This window comes from Chitinophaga sp. 22308 (genome assembly GCF_052045305.1).
Classification (GTDB): Bacteria; Bacteroidota; Bacteroidia; order Chitinophagales; family Chitinophagaceae; genus Chitinophaga; species Chitinophaga varians_A.
Genome location: NZ_JBQEOP010000002.1, coordinates 1,184,457 through 1,204,412, shown reverse-complemented (window position 1 = coordinate 1,204,412; position 19,956 = coordinate 1,184,457). Strand labels below are relative to the sequence as shown.

Sequence of the window (19,956 nt, the reverse complement as noted above, 5' to 3'; positions counted from 1 at the left end):
CAAATATTTTTTTTTGTTTATTGAATATTGCTAAGACTGTGGCAAAATGAATGCTCGTTTATTTGCCGGCCGTTTTTATTGCATATATTTTAGAATAGTTATAGTAATTCTGCGGATTGATACTGCTTGTGGCAGTGCTGCTGCCTGCCCTTATGTAATAAGTGGTATTGGGAGCTAACCCTGTGAATACTACAGTAATAGTCGTATCTCCATTTACAGGCTGTATTTTCCGGTACCGGGTGTCTCCCTTATTCACCCCCCGGAATTCCTGAACATCCACAACTGAAGCGGTATTTAAAAATGCTCCCCCCTGAGCAATTTGTTGAGCGGCGTCATTGCTCTTGATACTATAAGTAAAAGTTGCGGAGGTGTCGGTTATATTACCCGTCTTCAACGTCACATAAATCCAGGGGCGTACTTTGAGATCCAGTTTCGTATCTCCATTCACAGTCGCAATAATAGTATCTGCATAGAATGGTCCTGATGGCGCCACCTTATAAGTTCCGGAGAAAATACTTGCATTTTTATATGTTCCGTTGGTAAGAAAGTTGCTTCCAATAGCACCAGATGCTGTTGAACTGTAGTTCATCTGAAACAAATTAAGTATGCCTCCCTGTCCTATACTGCTCGCCATAGGAACGGTGTCGTTCGTTCTGCTGTCTATTATTGCGCCAGACAGGGATGCCCGGGGAGGCTCATAGTTATCCAGCTTATTACTACAACCGCTCTGTATACATGCGGCAAGGAATATCAGGTAAAAAAGGATTTTATTTTGGTTCATATTTTTAAATTTTAAGACACTCAATAACCTGGATTTTGCGCCAGGTAGCTATTTGCTCCACTGACGTCAATTTGCTCATAGTACAGCCGTGGTGGAAAAGTACGACCGGGTTTAACAGGTATGGGAGCAATGGTGAACGTGTATTGCATTTGTGCCGGATTGGTATTTGCTTTCCAGTTTAACCAGGGAAAGAGTGCGTGGAATGTGGTGGCATTTAACACCTGGTCTGCAATATGCCATCTCCGTAAATCCCAGTAACGATGGTTCTCAAAAGCCAGCTCCACCCGCCGTTCATGTCTCACCTGACTGAGGCCAACCATTGATAGTAACTTTATTCCGGCCCTGGCTCTTATCTGGTTAATAGCGGATAAAGCATCACCTGGTTTTCCCAGCTCCACAGCCGCTTCCGCAAAATTCAGCAACACTTCACCATACCTGAATACGAGCCACGGCTGGTGTGACTGTCCATCATTTGGCGTAAAGTTCGCATCTTCTATCAGGTATTTCTTCTGATAGAAACCAGATTTTGTTGGATCTGCTGTTGTAGTAGGTCCGTCTTTCCCTGTGAATGCAATTGTATATGGAGCAGTACCATAAGTTTTGGTCAGATCCTCGTTAATGAGTGTGTCAGTTCCGTTCACAATTCCTCTTCTTAACTCAATATATCCACCCTGAGGGTCTTTATTGGCATGCCACTCAGCACCAGGATACTGAATGGATGCGAAAAAACGCGGATCCTTTCCTTTAAACAGATCGGCCGGATTGTTATACCTGATCGGGTTGCCTCTGTCGTCTACTATTTTTAGTTTACCCGGTGTGCCATCTGTATATTCGAACTCTTCAACCAGCTCAATCACAGGATTCACAGAGTTGCCATAGTCAACCCTAAAGCTTTGAGGGGAATTATAGTAGTCGAAACTATGTCCTCTGTTTGGTAATGAATAGGCTTCAGCCAGAATGGCTTCCGGATTGGTGGCAGCATCCCGGCCATTGAACAATAATTGAAAATTTTTGGCCGGATCGCTGCTGCCCTGAAATAACTTAAATTTGTCAGATGTAATAATAGCCCTGGCTGCTTCATACGCTTTTTGCCAATATGTGTTTGCCATAGATGAGGGGATACCTACCAGACCATTCAGCTGCACATGCCCATATTTGGCTTCTGAGGCGGCATATAACATTGCTCTGCATTTCAACGCAAGGGCGGCAGCGTTAGTGACTCTGAGTGGTCCGCCAGCCTGTAATCCATTACTGCCAATAATATCATCTAACTCACTGGCAACAAAATCATAAATCTGTTGCGCTGTACTTCTTGGTATTTTCAGATTGTCAGCGGTGGTCAGTACTTTGGTAACCAATGGTACGCCTCCATAGCGTTTAACCAATCCGAAATACGTGAGCGCGCGGAGGAACCGTACTTCCTGCAAATATTGATTGCGGTCAGCGGCTCCCAGATTTGTGGCATTAACGATTTTGGCAATAAAGTCGTTTTGCCGGCGTATAAGATCATACGGCCACCAATTCCCAAATTGTCCATTAGGTATCACGCCAATGATTGACGGATCCGACCAGGCATAAGACTGAACGGCTTCGTCTGTCCAAACACTCATATAGTTGCTTCCCTGCCCGTAGGTAAAATCTTCGTATCCGGCGCCGGAGAGATCGTTATAGAGCGCCGCAACAAGGGCCTGCACAGCAGCAGAAGAAGCATAAGCCTGGTTGTCCGCTATCAGGTCCTGAGGCTGAAGCCTCACAAAGTCTTTGTTACAGGCCAAAAGTATGGTCATCCAAATCAGGCATAATATATATGTACGTTTCATGACTTTACTGAATATAAAATGAAGGATTTTAAACCTAAAATTTTGCATTTATTCCAAATACAAATGTTCTCTGCTGAGGGTAATACGCCGCTTCAGCATCACCAACTTCGGGGTCAAGATATTTTACTCCGGTGATAGTAAATACATTCTGACCTGAAGCAAAGAACCGTAAACTTTTTATACCTGATTTTGCCAATATTTTCTTTGGAATGGCATAGCCAATCTGTACGGTTTTCAGGCGCAGATAGGTGCCTTTTTGCAGCCAGAAGCTGGAGGTTAACCTGTTATTTGGATTGCCGCTTATGATGGTAGCCGGGAATTTTCCAGGTACCCAGGGACTGTTCGGATTATATATATCTTCACGATGCCAACGATCAGTAAAATAGGCATAGGAATTAGCGTTATTCCAAAAGGGATTTTGCAGCACGCCGCTGTAATTCACATTAAAATTGCCTGCGCCTGCAAACAGCAGGGAGACGTCAATACCCTTATAACTTGCATTCAAGGCAAGTCCATATTGAAGTTCGGGGTAGTCGCCCCTGCCTATTACTGTTTGATCCCGGCTATCAATTACACCATCTCCATTTATATCTTCGTATTTAATATCACCGGGATGTAAGGTTGCATTACCACGGCTGTCCTGTACAGGAGAACGATTTATTTCTTCCTGTGACTGAAACTGGCCGATGGCATGGTAACCAGTTAACCTATTTTGCCATCTGTAAGCGGTATTATTCAGATAGTTCTCACTTGCGCTCCCGTAAGGAGGTTGTTCTATATATGCATTCCTGCCCCGGGTCCATGATATATTGGGACTTACATTTAATACAAAGTCACCTATCCGTTTATAATATCCCAGCTCCAGTTCAAATCCCCTGTTATTGGTGCTGTTCAGATTCTGCTGGGCTACGGGTATCGCGGCAATGCTGGGAAAGGAGGCGGCAGGATAGGCCGGAATACCTGTCACATTTCTGTAGAATACTTCAAAGGTACCGGTAATAGTATTGTCAAATAATCCAAAGTCAAGCGCTGCATTAAAGATATTAGCTGTTTGCCATGAAAGGCGTGGATTGGCAAGAGTACCTACTTGCAGACCATTAACAACTGTACTGCCCGAGAAAATATAGTTACCGCTGGGATAGTTGTACCCACTCAGATATTTAAATTCGTCGAATGAACCGTCATCTGCCACCTTCGCCCAGGAAGCACGCAATTTCAAATTACTCAGGAAGGCGAAGTTAAAAAATGGTTCTTTATTGATCACCCAACCGGCAGAAATTTCCGGGAAGAAAGCACCATTTAAGAATTTGTAAGAGTAATCATATCTTCCTCCCAACTCTAACAGGTATTTAGCCTTATAGTCGTAGTTGATACGACCTACATAGCCCTGGTACGCGCTTTGACCGAGCTGGTAAGTCCCTGTGGTTTGATTGGCAGCGTTGCCCAGGTCCAGATTGGGTATAGCATCAACGGTAAACTGCTTCGATCCCTGTATGCCGGTAGAATTGGTTTTTCTTCTCTCCAGCAGCAACAAACCTGTAAAGTGATGGGCGCCGTTGAAGGTATGATCGTAATTAAGCGAAAGTTGTACATTGGAAGTGGTCCCTCCCTGTGAATAACCCTGCTTTAAGGTGGAAGGCGCATTTCCGGTGTAAGTGGGGGTATACTTTTTTGTTGTGGGATCATAGCTGTACAGGAAATACTGTTTGCTCCAGGTCGAATACCTGTTATTATTCGATTCATAGTTGAAGGAAAGTCTGGCATTCAATCCTTCAATATACGGGATACTATATGTTAAAGTGCCAATACCAGTAAAAACATCCCAGACGCTATTGTTATAGCCAGAATAGGCGGCCTGGGCCATGGCAGCAGGATTTACCTGAACATTTGTAACCGCAAAGTAATTGGGATCGTTGTTGGCATATACCGGCGTTATAGGATAAGACCGCTGAATAACATTGACGATGTTAATGGCATCGGTGCCAGGTATAGGGGCGTTAGGGGAAAACCTGTTTTCCTTTCTGCCCCCCAGGTTTAATTCTGCAGTCAATCTTTTATTAATCTGCATACTGATATTACTCCGAAAATTATAACGCCTGAACTTCACATCTCCTGAGCGAAGTAACCCCTGCTGGTCTAACATCCCGCCTGAAACAAAGTACTTTACCTTCTCCGTGCCACCCTGTATATTGAGATTAACATTGTTCATAGTGGCCCATTTTCTAAATACTTCGTTATACCAGTCTGTGCTCTTGTAACCGGAGTCAACTCCCATTTTCCATTTCTGCACCTCTTTCGCTCCGTAAATTGGCGCATTCCCTGCATTTACGCTCGCTTCATCCATGAGTTCAGTGAATTCCCCCGCATTCATTAACCTGGGGTATCTTGTGATACCCTGGATGCCTGTGTAAGCATTTAGCGCAACCACTGGCTCCCCTGTTTTCCCTCTCCTGGTAGTAATAAGTATTGCGCCATTTGCGCCTTTGAAGCCATACATAGCGGCAGCGCCGTCTTTCAAAATGGTAAAGCTTTCAATTTCATTAGGATCAATCTGGGCGATGTCGGATGGAACGCCGTCAACAATTGTCAGAGGAGATCCAAATCCCCTTATATTAAACTTCGCTACATCGTCTCCGGGCTGACCGCCGCCCTGGCGAAACGTTAAACCCGGCAGGCGCCCCTGTAAACCATTGATAACATTGGCAACAGGCGCTTTTGCTATTTCGACGCCGCTGATCTGCGCTACTGATCCCGTGAGGGTTGTTTTCCGTTGCTTTCCATATGCCACTACCACCAGGTCTTCTAATTTATTTTCTGAAACAGCCAGTATGACCTGTAAATAATTACTGCCTGAAAAGGCTATTTCCCGCTGTTTAAACCCTATGGAGGAAATAATAAGTATGCCGGCGGGTTCCGGTGATTCCAGGAAGAAAGTTCCGTCGTCTTTGGTCACAGTACCTGTTTTGGTCCCTTTTATAAAAACGGTAGCCCCAATAACCGGACGCCCGACTGAATCTGTGACCTTACCCGAAATCCTGGCTGGAGGGGTGACGTTGTGAATAGTAGGGGAAAAGGGCAATGCCGGGGCCTCCCCGACCACGATCATTTTGTTAACGATTTTGTAGGTGAGGGGCTGACCTGCAAAACATATATCCAGCGCTGTTTTCAACGATTGATTATTAATGTCTGCCGTAACCGGCCTGGCATTCTGAATATGTGTTTCATTATAGAAAAAAAAGTAGCCGGATTGTTGCTGTATTCTGGAGAATACCTCGCTTAATTTTGCATTCTTCACTTTAATAGTGATGACCTGACCGGTTGAGGCCCTGGATTGCAGGCAGGCAATGACAAGCAGGAGAGCTGTGAGTTTCATGAATAAAAGGAACGTGGATCGTTTTACCAATATTTGTATTAAATAAAATAATAATACAAATTTCGTGATAAGAAATTGCATATCTTTGATAGATTAAGGCTGATAATAAGAAGGTCTGATTAAATCTTGTTTACGCCTTTTAACGTCCCGGTGCTGTCAACACTGGGATTTTTATTTGCATAAGGCGTCCATGAAGTCATGTATACATCTGTCTGTTTGATTTTGATAAAAAAATTATAGGGATAAAACAGTTAATTTATTCCCCTCTATTTTGAAACGGATATTTGCATGTTGCAATACCATCAGGAGCTCTGAAAGGGGTAATGTCCTTGGCACAGTGCCGGTAAACAGATCCTTTGCCGGCGCACCTTCATATTGCACATCAACATTATACCAGCGGCTTATCTGGCGCATCAATGTGGCAATATCGGTTCTATGAAAGCGGAAAAATCCATCTTTCCAGGCAATGATTTCTTCAGTATTTACTTTTTCTACGCTTATATTTCCCATTTTATCCAACCTTGACTGCTCACCGGGAACAATTATTCTTCCATGTTGGGTGAACGTTTCTATTATTTTGACGCTTCCCTCCAGCAGCGTGGTCCGGATTGTATTTTCATCAGCATAGGCATTGACGTTGAAATGCGTACCCAACACACTTACCTGCATGTTACCAACGGATACAATAAAAGGTTGTGCAGCATTTTTAGCTACTTCAAAGTATGCCTCCCCCGATACTTTTACGGCTCTTTCTCTCGTCTGGAACAACGTAGGGAAAGTTATCGACGACGATGCATTCAGCCATACCTTCGTACCATCGGGTAAAGTGAGCCGGTATTGGGATCCACGGGGCGTGGTTACCGTATTATTCACAACAGTGACGGCCCCCTTTCCTTCTTCATAGGTAACACCATCTTTGCCGGATTTGACGATCCGGGCACCGCCTTCGTCAGCCAGCATACCGCTTGTTGAATCATCAAGCGTTATCTTTCTCCCGTTTGATAATGTAAGAATAGCTTTGTTTACACCGGGGGCAATGTCATTTTTGAAATATGGACTCTCTGTCAGGGTTTCAGGATCCTGCATGGAATCCTTACTGCTACTATACCGGTAAAAAGAAATAGCTATAAAAAGCAACACCACAGAAGCCGCGGCAAAGTATAATTTCTTCCTTTTTTGAATGGATAAGGCAGGACGATGCAAGTCGGCAATCCGGGAAATCTTCACAAAGATCCGCCTTTTCAGCTGTTGTCTGGAAGCGGCAAAATCCGGCTCCATCTTAATCTCTTTATCGTCTGATACGCTGTCATACCAGTCATTATACTCCCGCTCTTCCTCTGGAGTAAGCGTTCCCTTTAACCACTTCCTGGCTAATTCACTGTATCTCCTGTTATGGTCGTGTTCTTGATTATTGAAAGCACTCATCTCGCTGAAGGGAAGTTTTCCGGAAGCCCCTGTTAATAGGAAGTCAATCAGGGAATAAAAATCCCCCCTTGTTTTTTGCTTTTTTTTGGGGTAATATTTTAATGAAAGTGTTCCTTTATTTGTAAGTTATTAAAAATCAACTTAAAATTTCAGAAAGCGGGGAAATATCAAAAGAAGCTGGTAAAATGCCTGAAAGAGTTCATCAATGATTGAATGGCGCGGGCAATACTTCGTTCAACGGCCTTTTCAGACACTTGCATTACGCGGGCTATTTCTTTATGGCGTAACCCTCCTTTATGATTAAGTTGAAAAGCTATTCTTGCTTTCTCAGGCAGGGAGGCAATATGAGTTTCCAGGCGTTGTTGCAATTCTTTAAAGTCAAGCCATTCTTCCTGGCTTGAGCATGAGACGTCGATGTTTCGGATAATTTCCTGCCCGTAGCGTGTAGCATGGTTCATTTTAGCCTGGATATTGATTATCCGGTATTTCACTGCAACGGCGAGATAAGCGGGAAAACTATTTTTCACTTCCAGTTCGCCTCGACGTTTCCAAATGTCTGCAAAAACATCTTGTACAGCATCTTCTGCACAACTGGCTATCTTCAATCTTTGCATGGCCATATAAAAAACCTTGTCCCAATACCGGTCATATAGTGCAGCAAAAGCCTGCTCGTCGCTATTGCGGAGCAGCAATAGCAAATCATTGTCACTATAAGTATCATATGTCTCTCTGTTGGGCTTCACGAGCTACTTGTTCTCAGAAGGGGAAATTTATTAACCCAGGATCTGGCAAAAGATTTGGTTGCTACTTTTTAGGTAACTGGTATTAAAGTGCGATGTTAAGGTAATGAAATTTCTTAAAATAATATTAAGGCATGGATGTTTTTTTATAGGCACCCTATTACCGCCGGCGTCTACCAACTCCTCCATTCATGCGCACCGGGTGCAACCATCGAGGTTGTTGTATGGGGTATACATGCCTTCAGCGATATTTGAACGATGGCCGATAGAGATTGCGATTCAAACCATTGTACGAGGCATCATTTTCGGATAAGTGTAAGCAGGGTTCCTTTCTATTTTTAATTTTATATTTTCGCATAACTTATCCCTCAACCGGTAACATAAGTATATATTGTGTACGCTAAATATGGTTATTAATTATGAACAGCATCCAAAAACTCAGCCTGATTGTTGTACTGATGGGAGTTACATTACTTGCAAATGCCCAGCATCCCTGGAAGATACGTACCGACAACATCAATCCGGCGAGTTACTACGGCGTCACAGTAGCTAACGGCATGATTGGCCTTGTATCTTCACCCGAACCTTTTAAAGTAAAAGATGTTGTGCTGGCAGGAGCCTATGATCTGTATGGACGGGGACGGGTAAGTAATTTTCTGCGCAGCTTTAACCTACTGAACATGCGTATGAGCATAGACAACCAGAATATTGAGGGCGCTGCTGTCCGGCATATGCGACAGGAGCTTGATATGCAGCATGGCAGTTTTTCCACGTCGTTCGATTACGGTGATAAAGCTACCATTACCTACACCTATTATGCGCTGCGCCATCTTCCTTTCACCGTGCTGATGGATGTGAGCATCACTGCCGGGAAATCCATTACGATTACAGCAGGCAGTGTACTGGAAGCGCCCGATGCGCTGAAAGATGTACAAAACTATTATAATGAAATAGACCGGCCCCATGTCCTTATCAGCCTCCTGAGCTCATCAGCAAAAAGCCCTACAGGAAAACTGCAGCTTTGTGCCAGCAATACTTTCCTTTTCAGTGAGCCTCATGGTAAGGAACCCAGGGTAGTTCACGAAATGTGGGACAACAGCATGCACCTGATGAAGTTCAGTAAAACACTGCATGCTGGGGAAACTTACCGCTTCTCTATTGCAGGTTCTTCCATCACATCCGCACACGATGACGATCCGCTGAACCAGGCCGAACGTTTAACCCTGTATGCCAGGCTCGAAGGCCGTGAACGCCTGCTGAAACTACACAACAAGGCGTGGGAAGAGCTATGGAAGAGTGATATTCGCATAGAGGGGGCAGCACAGGCGCAGCAGGATGTACATAGTATGTTATATCACCTGTATTCGTTTATACGTGAGAACAGCGCGCTATCGCCCTCCCCTATGGGACTCAGCGGCCTGGGATACAACGGCCACGTATTCTGGGATACCGACCTGTGGATGTACCCGGCATTGCTGGTACTACACCCTGAACTGGCCAAATCTATGATAGAATACCGTTATCAGCGATTGGAACAGGCAAAGCGCAATGCTTTTGCCAAAGGCTTTAAGGGAGCTATGTATCCGTGGGAAAGCGCCGGCAGCGGCGCGGAAGAAACGCCGGTATGGGCGCTGAGCGGTCCCTTCGAACATCATATCACTGCCGATGTGGCCATAGCTGCATGGAATTATTTCCTGGTAACAAAAGATACGGCATGGCTGCGGGAAAAAGGCTGGCCTATATTAAAGCATACCGCTGATTTCTGGAGCAGCCGCGTGGAGCGCGATGGCCCGGGACATTATAACATCAACAACGTAGTGGCTGCGGATGAGTGGGCGGAGAATGTAGACAACAATGCCTTTACCAATGCCGCGGCTAAAGCCAATCTTGTGTTTGCCACCGAAGCAGCCCGACTGCTTAATACAAACGCAGATCCCGACTGGCAACATGTAGCCGCCAACATACCGTTATTAAGCCTCGACAACGGCGTAACAAGAGAACACGCCACCTACAAGGGCGAACCTATCAAACAAGGTGATGTGAACCTGCTGGCATACCCGCTGAAAACAATAACGGATACTGCGCAGATAAAGAAAGACCTTGCCTACTACGAAACAAGAGTACCTGACGAAGGCACACCCGCCATGACGCAGGCCGTGTTTGCACTACTCTACAGTCGTCTTGGAGATTCCCGTAAAGCAGCGCATTGGTTCAAAGAATCCTATGAACCTAACCTCTTACCGCCCTTTCGCGTGATCGCAGAAACAAAAGGAGGTACCAATCCCTACTTTGCCACCGGCGCGGGAGGAATATTACAAAGTGTTCTGATGGGATTTGCCGGATTGGACATTACTGACAATGGCATCAGACAGATATACTCCGTGCTGCCGGAAGGATGGAAAAAACTCACCATCACCGGAGCCGGCACTGAGAAGAAAACTTTTGAACGGAAATAGTAAAAAGAGCCCAAAGGGATAATTTTCCCTTACCATGTTGGAGACCGGCTCTGCCGGTCTTTTCATTTAGAAGGAACTTCCCCCAAGTGCCATAGTAACAGCAAAAGGGCAAAAATCGCAGTCTCCACTTTCCTGCCGACCAGAAAATATTTTTCCCCAATATATCGGCTATTCAATGGGTCAAATGTAATTGACCGGTGTTATGTCTAAGGAAGAGAGTTCCTGAAAAGTAAACCTGAGAAGACCTGTGGTTTGCGCTGTAATATCTGCCCCTCTTTACGATCGCACCGTGTACTTTTTCATTTAAAGCGATAGGGGGTAATCAATCGTCGTGCGTTTATAGATTACAGGAGGAATTTCCGAATAAAATCTGCTATACATCTCCGGCCGCAAATATATGATTACTAAGTATTATATTTATAAACTTCATCAGTGAGCACAGAGAAACTTTACAGACACTTTCAGCAAGTTTTCGAACAGTATTATAAGCCACTTTGTAAATATGCCTTCAGTTTCATAAAGGAAAAGGAGGTGTGCGAAGATATTGTACAGGATATTTTCGTGAAAATATGGGAAACCCGCAAAGACCTCCTGATGGTTGCAGGTATAAAATTTTACCTTTATACCGCTGTTCGCAATAATTGCCTTAACCACCTCTACCGTGGACAATGCCGCCCTGTGTACAGCCTCACGAACATGGACATAGAAGCAGCGTTACCGGCAGAGGCAGAAACAGGTGAAGGAGAACTCATAAATTATAAAGAATTGTTAGAAAAAGGGATTGAGCAGCTTCCCACTAAATGCAAAGAGGTCTTTCTATTAAGTCGTATCGGTAATTTCAGCAACCAGGAGGTCGCTGACAACCTGGGTATATCCATTAAAACAGTGAATAACCAACTTTGGAAGGCGCTAAAATTCCTAAGAATTTTCGTTAAAGCTACGCCATAAATTTTCTTTGAATTATTTTATTCTGCGTGTAGGAATTTTACCAACAATTGTGTTTTAGTAAATAGGGGAAGATAACAAATGGAACAATTACCTGACTATATAAAAGAAATACTGCTCAAAAAGCTTCAGGGCTTGTCCTCCGAGGCGGATGATAAAATAATCGACGACTGGACATCGCCGGATCCTGCTAACAAAGAGTCAATTGCGCAATTGACTGCCACCTGGCGCATGGCAGACCAATGGCTGGAGGAAAAAGAGTTTGACATTAGCCGCGCATGGTCAAAAGTAGATCAGCGAATTATGCTGGCCACAGAGCAGGAGACCGACACAGCTAAATCCGTGTTCCGGATAAACACGTTCCAGAAAATAATGGTAGCCGCGGCTATTATAGGAGGCTTCATTTTCAGTGGATGGTGGTGGTACAACAACCGGCAGGAATCCCTTACCGTCATCACAGCTGCTGCCAATCAGCAAATAACATTATCCGAAGGCACCACGGTATGGCTTAGAAAAGGAGCTACTATCCGGATTCCCAAAATATTCAAAGCTCATGAGCGGAAGATATATCTCTCAGGCGAGGCATATTTTGACGTAAAAACAATCACACAGCAGCCATTCCGCATCGAAACCGGAAAGGGACTGATCACGGTACTCGGCACCGCTTTCCTGGTAAATGCCGGGCGCCAGCAGGAAAGAGTAGCTGTCGCTACCGGCAAGGTGTTGTTTGCAGATAAAAACCATCCACAAAAAAAGTGCATCTTAACAGCCTGTGAAGAAGCTATCTACACAGGAGATACATTTGAAAAAAACATATTTTTCGGCTCTCCCCTGCAATGGCAACAAGAAGAATTAAGTTTCAGAAGTATTCCGTTAAAAGAGGTACTCCAAACACTTGCAATTTATTATAATCATCCTGTCAAAGTTGATACCACACAGACGCCAGGGGCAGGTAAAATATCTATCACCGCCAGCTTTGGAAAGGAATCTTTATCTCAGGCAGTAGATGAAATAGCAAAATTAACAGGGCTTCATTACCGACGACAACAAGACACCCTTATTTTATACTAACATTTATTCGACTTATTGTAAGGAATTTTAAACATAGCAAATACATTCACATTTTCGGCCGTCGGCCGTTATGGCATTGCTGTGTCAATCGTTGCCAAGCTTTAGGCTTTCTCATATCCGTGGTACTGCTTTGTAGTGCATTACACTCCTATGCCCAACAATCCCTTACCAGGAAAATATTCACATGCCATGCTGCCACCGGCAGCATTCCTTTCTTACTATCCAAAATAAGCAGCTATAGCGGCACGATCATCGAATATTCCACCAACTACCTCACTACAGACAGTACCTATTCTATTGCTGACGGAAATGTCATGCTGGGTACCGTACTCCATAAATTACTGAACGGGCAGCAAGTAACAATAGAAGAAATAAACAACAAGATCATCCTTCTGCCTGCAAAAAAAACACCTGAGCAGTATCCGCTCTACGGATTCACGATGGAAGAAGGCAGTATGGAACCATTGGCCTATGCCACAATACAAGACCTGGCGTCCGGTCAGATCTGCCAGGCCAACAGGTTTGGCTATTACAACATGATGTTGTCTCGGGGCAAACACTACCTGGAGGTAAAACACAGCAGCCTCCCTCCTAAAACAATCACCATCTTGCTTGAGACATCTACTCAAAAAAACCTCATCATCTCACCAGTTAAACTACCAGAGGTAAAAATTGACGCGGGCAATACACTTCAACCCGATGGCGGCTCCCGGATGGATAAATACCAAACTGATGCCTACAACAATTTCATGGGAGAAACAGACCCCGTGAGATCTTTATACTTGTTGCCGGGCAATGTGGAAACACAGGAGACTACCGGAAAACTGGTGGTTAGAGGTGGTGATCCGGACCAGAGTATTTTCCTGCTGGATGGCAACCAGGTGTACAATCCCAGTCACCTGCTGGGTGAAATTTCAATCATCAACAGTACGCTGGTTAAATCAATCAGGCAATATAAAAATGACTTCCCCAGTCGTTTCGATGGCGCCATTTCTTCTATCACGGAAGTTAATACCCGGGATGGAAACATGGACAAATGGACGGGGGAAGCCAATGCGGGACTGCTCGCCGGCGCCATGTCCGTAGAAGGTCCATTACGCAAACAATCAACCGCCATGATGTTCTCCATGCGCCATAGTTGGTCCAATCCACTGTTGAATATCCTGGATGACAAGTACCAACTGCGGTTTTATGATATCCATTTTAAGTTAACCCATCTCCTCAATGCCAATAATAAGCTGATGCTTACCGGCTACCTCGGCAAAGACCACCTGAATATCCATAATTCGGATTATCAACGTCTGCAGGCTTGGGGAAACCGGCTGGGAACGCTCAACTGGATCCATTTGCTCGGCGTCCGCTCATTTGTAAGTACCACTGTAAATGTCAGTAACTATACCAATCTTGCCGGTATTAAATTCGCGCTGTTCAACGATTCTACCCAGCAGGCTGAAGATAGTAAGGCGTTTAACAATTATGCATCCATTGACAAACTGGAAGCAAAAACCCAATTTGAATACAACGCATTACCCAATTCCCGGTTCCGGTTTGGCGCCAGGTATGCCCATATCACGATCCGGCCTTTTAATACCACCATTTCTCCCGAATTTCTGGAAGAAGAGGGTTATTATCGGCCCATGCAACCGCTTCGCTTTGGCGAGTTCGCCCTTTATGCTGAAAATGAATTGCGCATCGGAACGAATATATTAATCCGACCGGGCCTGAACTACGCCACCTACAAATTCCATAGCTACACCCATCGTTCCCTTCAGCCCCGGCTATTTGCCGCATGGCGGATCAATCATGACCAGCAGTTTACTTTTTCGTATGCCCGCATGATACAATACCTTCACCAGGTAACTACACCGTTTTTAGGCATCAACAGCGAGTTTTGGGTGCCTAGTACCGGACTGTTGCGCCCTGTGGAAAGCCATATGGTAAACCTGGGATATAATTTCAATGACAAAAAAGGGTTGTTCCTCTCTGTAGATGCTTACTACAAGCAGATGAGCAACAACACCAACTTCGCAGAAAAGGGAAATATCTTCTATAATGAAGATACCTGGGAAACCGATATCCTCGCGGGGAAAGGCTGGAGTTACGGACTGGAAGTACTGGCCAGGAAACAAATCAATAAATGGCAGTTTCAGTTTTCGTATGCGCTTACCCGGAGCGAAAGACAATTTCCAGACATTAACGAAGGGAAAAAATATCCTTTCTGTTATGACAGGCGGCATAATTTAAATGCCACCATCAACTATAGCCCGCTTAAAAACTGGAACCTCGGCCTCGTATGGTATTTCAGTTCCGGCGATGCAGAGTTCCTTCCTCCGGGAGTCAATGATGACTTTGATACTCCCGCTCCTGTGGATCCTGGCAATAAAGAACCCGACGAGAAAAATCCCTTTGTCTTTGACAGAACCGGGTACAAGTCCAGACGACTGCCGGCCTACCATCGACTGAACTTTAACACCAGCTTCTCATTTCATACCGGTCAGCAGCTTACGCACAAGTTATCTGCCGGCCTTTATAATGCCTACCAGGCCCGTAACAAGTACATTCGGGATGTTTGGAACCTGGAAGACAATAGCTATAATACTACATCATCAGGAAACCGCTTATTTGATCTTACTTTTTATTTATCCTATACCCTCAGATTCTAGTTTTTTTATTCTTTTCTGTAGGAAGTTTCATTTTTTTGTTGTTTTCATAACAGATATGGTTAAAGTCAACCCCAATCGCAGATTGTAGCTCACATCATACCTATAATTAACCCGGAGGCGCTTTATAGCGCCTCCTATTTTTATTTATATAAGCCTTTTCTGAATAGCTACGAAATAAAATGTTAAAGATCCTGCATTCTCCCCAAAAGAATAGGAAGGTCGTTCTACTTCCGGTTTTATTAAACGTAGACCTAATTAAAACAACAGCAGCACCACTCTTCTATCAGTAAACAAAAAATAATGGAAATGAATATAATAATAAACATTCAAAAGCAGTATGTATATGCTTTTTTAGGCAACAGCAAAGTAGATGCTACCATTAATTTACAACTATGGCTGGATAAATAAAATCCGCATATATGAACTTATAACGCTTAACAATGGCACAATGAAACAAATACAGGCATTTTTTTATGGTACATTACTCATGACATCATGTACACAAAAGCCTTCTCGTACAACTGTCAACAGCTGTGAGCTGCACGGCGACACTGTAATCATTAATTCACAATCTGCACTGGCAAAAAAAATCCATATTGACACCATCAGCAGACAGCTGTTACGTCAACAGATGTCTGTAGCAGGCGTGGTAAAGGTGATCCCCAATAAGTTTGCAGAAGTAGCGCCGACTTTTTCGGGCAGGGTCCTTTCAGCTTACCTGAAACTTGGCATGAAAGTAACGCCTGCTACTCCCCTTTTTTCCATGAGTTCGCAGGATTTTATTACAGCGCAGAAAGCATTCTTTCAGGCGAAAGAACAACTGCTGCTGGCAGAGAAAAGACTGGCACGACAGCGTAATTTAGTGGCCAATGGCGTAGGCGTTCAACGGGAGCTGGAAGAGGCGCAAATGAATTATGATGTAGAAAAAAAAGAATTTGAAAGCGCCCGGTTGAGTATCCGGTTATACAAGGCCAATCCCGATGAACTGGTCCTGGGACAGCCCCTGATCATCTACGCCCCTATTACAGGTGAAATAGTAGAGAATAAAGTAGTAGTAGGCCAATTGATAAAAAATGACGGCGCCAGTGTGGCCTCAGTAGCGGAACTATCAAAGGTATGGGTAGCTGGCCATGTCAAAGAAAAAGATATGGGCGCTATCCGTCAGCTGAGCCATTCACAGATCACCATTGCCGCGCTGCCAGGTAAAATTATACGGGGAACAATCTTTCATATCAACGAATTGATCGAGGAAAGCTCCCGCAGCGTGGAAGTATTAATGGAGTGCAAAAATGACGACCATGCACTTAAACCGGGTATGTATGTGAATGTTAATTTTGAAAACACGCCGCAACCTACCATCCTGATTTCCCCCAAATCACTGCTGCAGCAAAGCAATACCTCCTTCGTTTTCCGGCAGGTCGCTGCTGGCAGGTACGTACGCCAACAGGTAGAAACAAACGGTGTCCTCGGCAACAAGGTGGTAGTAAAGTCGGGGCTTTCAGAAAACGATACCGTCATTAGCGATGGCGCCTATTATCTATTGGACGCCAGGTAGCCATTATTTATTAATTGAAAACAACATGATGAACCTGATTTATATAACCATCCGGAAAAGATGGTTACTGATAGGCTTTTTTATAATGCTGGCACTATTTGGCTATTATTCGTGGAAACAATTGTCTATCGAAGCATACCCGGATATTGCGGATGTAAGCGCCCAGATTATTACGCAGGTGCCCGGACTGGCAGCGGAGGAAATGGAACAGCAGATTACCGTCCCGGTAGAGCGGGTACTGAATGGGCTTCCCGGCATGAGCGTCATGCGCAGTAAAAGCACCTTCGGCTTATCTATCGTTACCGTTGTTTTTCAGGATGGTTACGAAGACTACTGGGCCCGGCAACGTATCAATGAAAGACTGAACGCATTAACACTTCCCTATGGAGCCAAACCGGGATTGGACCCGTTGACTTCCCCTATCGGGGAAATCTACCGGTATGTGATAGAAAGTAAAGGCCATGACCTGAGGGAATTGACCGACCTGCAAAATTGGGTAATTATACCCCGTTTAAAACAGGAAGCCGGTGTAACCAACGTCACCAATTTTGGAGGCATTACCACCCAATACCAGGTAGAACTAGACCCCGCACGGTTGGAACAATATCAATTGTCGCTCGGCGATGTCCAGGCCGCCATCACTAACAATAACGCCAACGCCGGCGGAAGTATACTCAACCAGGGCGACCTGGGCTATGTGATCCGCGGAATCGGATTGGTGAAAACACTGGAAGCACTTGGCGACCTGGTTATTAAAACCAACAAAGGCGTTCCTATTCTGCTAAAAGACGTAGGTGAACTCAGATATGGCAACCTGGAGCGGAAAAGCATCCTGGGCTTTACAGACCGGGAGGTAGATTACAATGAAAGCATCGAAGGCGTAGTACAATTACTAAAAGGGCAAAACCCTACGCTGGTATTGCAGGGAGTACACAATGCCATTGATGATCTCAACAACCACCTGCTGCCTGAGGGAGTACGGATCCGGCCATATATGGATCGTACAGACCTGGTGAACACCACGCTGAATACGGTTTCACACACCTTGATAGAGGGCATGATGCTGGTCATTATAGTGCTCATCGTATTTCTTGGCAGTTGGCGGGGGGCATTGATCGTTGCTATTACAATACCATTAGCATTGCTGATTGCCTTTATATTGATGTATTTTACCAACATTCCGGCCAACCTGCTTTCCCTGGGCGCCATTGATTTTGGAATTATCGTGGATGGCGCCATTGTGATGATGGAAACGATCCTGAAAAAACGGGAAGAAAATGAACTGGCACCGCTGGACGAGCGTTCCATAGCGCAACGGGCGGCGCTTGTTGGCAAGCCGGTATTATTTGCTACCATTATTATCATTACCGCCTACCTGCCTTTATTTGCTTTTGAAAGAGTAGAACGTAAGCTGTTTACACCAATGGCGTTTACGGTGAGCTACGCTCTGGCAGGTGCCTTGATAGTAGCAATGTTGCTAATTCCAGGTCTCGCTTACAGCGTATACAGAAAGCCGCGCAAATTATACCACAACAAATGGCTGGAAAAATTATCCGTAGCCTACCTGGCCCGTACCAGAAAGATCATGCAAAAGCCTAAAAGGGTTTTGTGGCCATTAGGCATAGTGCTGATAAGCGCTGCTATACTTTCCGCGACCGTAGGCAAAGACTTTCTCCCCTCTTTAGATGAAGGCTCTATATGGCTACAGATACAACTCCCCACGGGCATATCACTCCAGAAGTCGAAAGAAATGAGTGACTCTTTACGTATGGTAACCCTGAAACACAAAGAGATCACCTATATGATGGTGCATGCCGGCAGAAATGACGATGGAACAGACCCCTGGTCGGCCTCCCATTTTGAATGTTCTGTAGGGCTCCGGCCTTATAAAGAGTGGCCCAAAGGAAAAACCAAAGCCGATCTTATTGAAGAACTGGCGGCCGACTATGCCGCAATGCCAGGTTATAATGTTGGCTTCAGTCAGCCGATGATCGATAACGTGATGGACCGGATATCAGGCGCCCATAGCGAGCTGGTTGTAAAAGTATATGGCGACGATTTTGCAGAAACCCGGCGGATAGCGCAGCAGGTGCTACAGTCCCTAAAAAAGATAAAAGGCGCGGTAGATCTCTCTATCGACCAGGAGCCCCCTCTGCCACAACTGCAAATTAAAATCGACAGAGCGGCTTTGGCGCAATACGGGCTGAACGTGAGCACTGTGTCGGAGCTGGTAGAAGTAGCCATTGGTGGTAAACCGGTGTCCCAGCTTTTTACCGGCAATAAAGTATATGATATCACCTGCCGGTATAAAGAAGACAGCCGAAATACGCCGGAAAAAATTGCCAATCTGATGCTGGCATCTCCCACTGGGGCCAGGATTCCTTTGTCGCAGGTAGCTGCTATCAGCACCACTACCGGGGAAGGCATCATTACCAGGGAAATGAACAAAAGGCACCTGACTGTAAAACTAAATCTCCGGAACGTGGACCTGTCTTCTTTTATGGAACAGGCCAGGCACAGTATAGAAAAAGACATCTCTTATGATCACGGAAAATACCGGATTGTATGGGGAGGGCAATTCGAGAATCAAAAGCGCGCCTACGCAAAACTGGCGGTGGTGGTGCCTGTAACGCTGCTGTTTATGTTCCTTCTGTTATACGGCGCATTCGGACGATTCCGGCAGGCGGGGCTGATCCTCAGCATTGTTCCGCTGGCACTCTTTGGCGGCATGTTGGCGCTCAATATAAGAGGTATGACCCTCAATGTATCTTCTGCGGTTGGCTTTATTGCATTGTTTGGCGTAGCTATTCAAAATGGAGTGATCATGATCTCCAATTTCAATGAGCTGCGCATACAGGGAGCTACCTTACTGGAAGCCGTAATTGCCGGTGCGGCCAACAGGTTCAGGCCCATATTGATGACCGCCACCGTTGCCATTCTTGGCTTATTGCCAGCCTCATTGGCTACCGGCATTGGCTCAGATGTTCAGCGCCCACTGGCTACCGTAGTAGTATACGGCCTGCTGGCTGCTACCGTCATTACGCTATTTGTTTTGCCGGCATTGTATTATCTGTCTGAAAGCAAATGGGGTGCTACAGACTATCAGCAAAAGGATGAAAAAAAATAA

11 protein-coding genes are annotated in these 19,956 nt (G+C 45.1%); 6 read left to right on the top strand and 5 right to left on the bottom strand.

Translation table 11 applies throughout. From position 1 onward, the window contains the following. Positions 1-58 precede the first annotated feature (58 nt). The 5 genes from ACTJJS_RS11715 to ACTJJS_RS11695 form a co-directional block, all read right to left on the bottom strand. Positions 59-781, bottom strand: coding sequence for a DUF3823 domain-containing protein (locus ACTJJS_RS11715; RefSeq protein ID WP_168737409.1), 723 nt, complete (start codon positions 779-781; stop codon positions 59-61). A gap of 20 nt (positions 782-801) precedes the next feature. Further along, positions 802-2,601, bottom strand: a complete 1,800-nt coding sequence (locus ACTJJS_RS11710; RefSeq protein ID WP_168737410.1) for a RagB/SusD family nutrient uptake outer membrane protein — start codon at positions 2,599-2,601, stop codon at positions 802-804. Positions 2,602-2,635: 34 nt separating this feature from the next. Continuing rightward, the gene (locus ACTJJS_RS11705; RefSeq protein WP_168737411.1) at positions 2,636-5,974 is read right to left on the bottom strand and encodes a TonB-dependent receptor; all 3,339 of its coding nucleotides are present in this window, start codon (positions 5,972-5,974) and stop codon (positions 2,636-2,638) included. Positions 5,975-6,208: 234 nt separating this feature from the next. Further along, positions 6,209-7,399, bottom strand: a complete 1,191-nt coding sequence (locus tag ACTJJS_RS11700; protein ID WP_168737412.1) for a FecR family protein — start codon at positions 7,397-7,399, stop codon at positions 6,209-6,211. 167 nt (positions 7,400-7,566) lie between these two features. Then, a complete protein-coding gene (locus ACTJJS_RS11695) occupies positions 7,567-8,142 on the bottom strand; it encodes an RNA polymerase sigma factor (RefSeq protein ID WP_168737413.1) in 576 nt (191 codons plus the stop codon). A gap of 416 nt (positions 8,143-8,558) precedes the next feature. On the opposite strand from ACTJJS_RS11695, the gene ACTJJS_RS11690 reads away from it, so the two are divergent. The 6 genes from ACTJJS_RS11690 to ACTJJS_RS11665 all read left to right on the top strand — a co-directional run bounded on the left by ACTJJS_RS11690 (position 8,559) and on the right by ACTJJS_RS11665 (position 19,956). Next, positions 8,559-10,595, top strand: a complete 2,037-nt coding sequence (locus tag ACTJJS_RS11690; protein WP_168737414.1) for a glycoside hydrolase family 65 protein — start codon at positions 8,559-8,561, stop codon at positions 10,593-10,595. 432 nt (positions 10,596-11,027) lie between these two features. Beyond that, positions 11,028-11,543: an RNA polymerase sigma-70 factor gene (locus ACTJJS_RS11685; protein WP_168737415.1), complete on the top strand. Its 516-nt coding sequence runs from the start codon at positions 11,028-11,030 to the stop codon at positions 11,541-11,543. 78 nt (positions 11,544-11,621) lie between these two features. Next, positions 11,622-12,611, top strand: a complete 990-nt coding sequence (locus tag ACTJJS_RS11680) for a FecR family protein (RefSeq protein ID WP_168737416.1) — start codon at positions 11,622-11,624, stop codon at positions 12,609-12,611. A 119-nt stretch (positions 12,612-12,730) separates the two neighbouring features. Continuing rightward, positions 12,731-15,274, top strand: coding sequence for a TonB-dependent receptor plug domain-containing protein (locus ACTJJS_RS11675; RefSeq protein ID WP_168737417.1), 2,544 nt, complete (start codon positions 12,731-12,733; stop codon positions 15,272-15,274). Between the two features lie 487 nt (positions 15,275-15,761). Continuing rightward, positions 15,762-16,829, top strand: a complete 1,068-nt coding sequence (locus tag ACTJJS_RS11670; protein WP_343745520.1) for an efflux RND transporter periplasmic adaptor subunit — start codon at positions 15,762-15,764, stop codon at positions 16,827-16,829. Between the two features lie 25 nt (positions 16,830-16,854). Next, on the top strand, positions 16,855-19,956 hold the full coding sequence (locus ACTJJS_RS11665) for an efflux RND transporter permease subunit (protein ID WP_168737419.1): 3,102 nt from the start codon (positions 16,855-16,857) through the stop codon (positions 19,954-19,956).

Bases quoted from the DNA above. Each gene is read 5' to 3' on its own strand.
- ACTJJS_RS11670 (WP_343745520.1), top strand. From the start codon at position 15,762: ATGACATCATGTACACAAAAGCCTTCTCGTACAACTGTCAACAGCTGT.
- ACTJJS_RS11715 (WP_168737409.1), bottom strand. From the start codon at position 781: ATGAACCAAAATAAAATCCTTTTTTACCTGATATTCCTTGCCGCATGT.
- ACTJJS_RS11710 (WP_168737410.1), bottom strand. From the start codon at position 2,601: ATGAAACGTACATATATATTATGCCTGATTTGGATGACCATACTTTTG.
- ACTJJS_RS11690 (WP_168737414.1), top strand. From the start codon at position 8,559: ATGAACAGCATCCAAAAACTCAGCCTGATTGTTGTACTGATGGGAGTT.
- ACTJJS_RS11705 (WP_168737411.1), bottom strand. From the start codon at position 5,974: ATGAAACTCACAGCTCTCCTGCTTGTCATTGCCTGCCTGCAATCCAGG.
- ACTJJS_RS11665 (WP_168737419.1), top strand. From the start codon at position 16,855: ATGATGAACCTGATTTATATAACCATCCGGAAAAGATGGTTACTGATA.
- ACTJJS_RS11700 (WP_168737412.1), bottom strand. From the start codon at position 7,399: ATGAGTGCTTTCAATAATCAAGAACACGACCATAACAGGAGATACAGT.
- ACTJJS_RS11680 (WP_168737416.1), top strand. From the start codon at position 11,622: ATGGAACAATTACCTGACTATATAAAAGAAATACTGCTCAAAAAGCTT.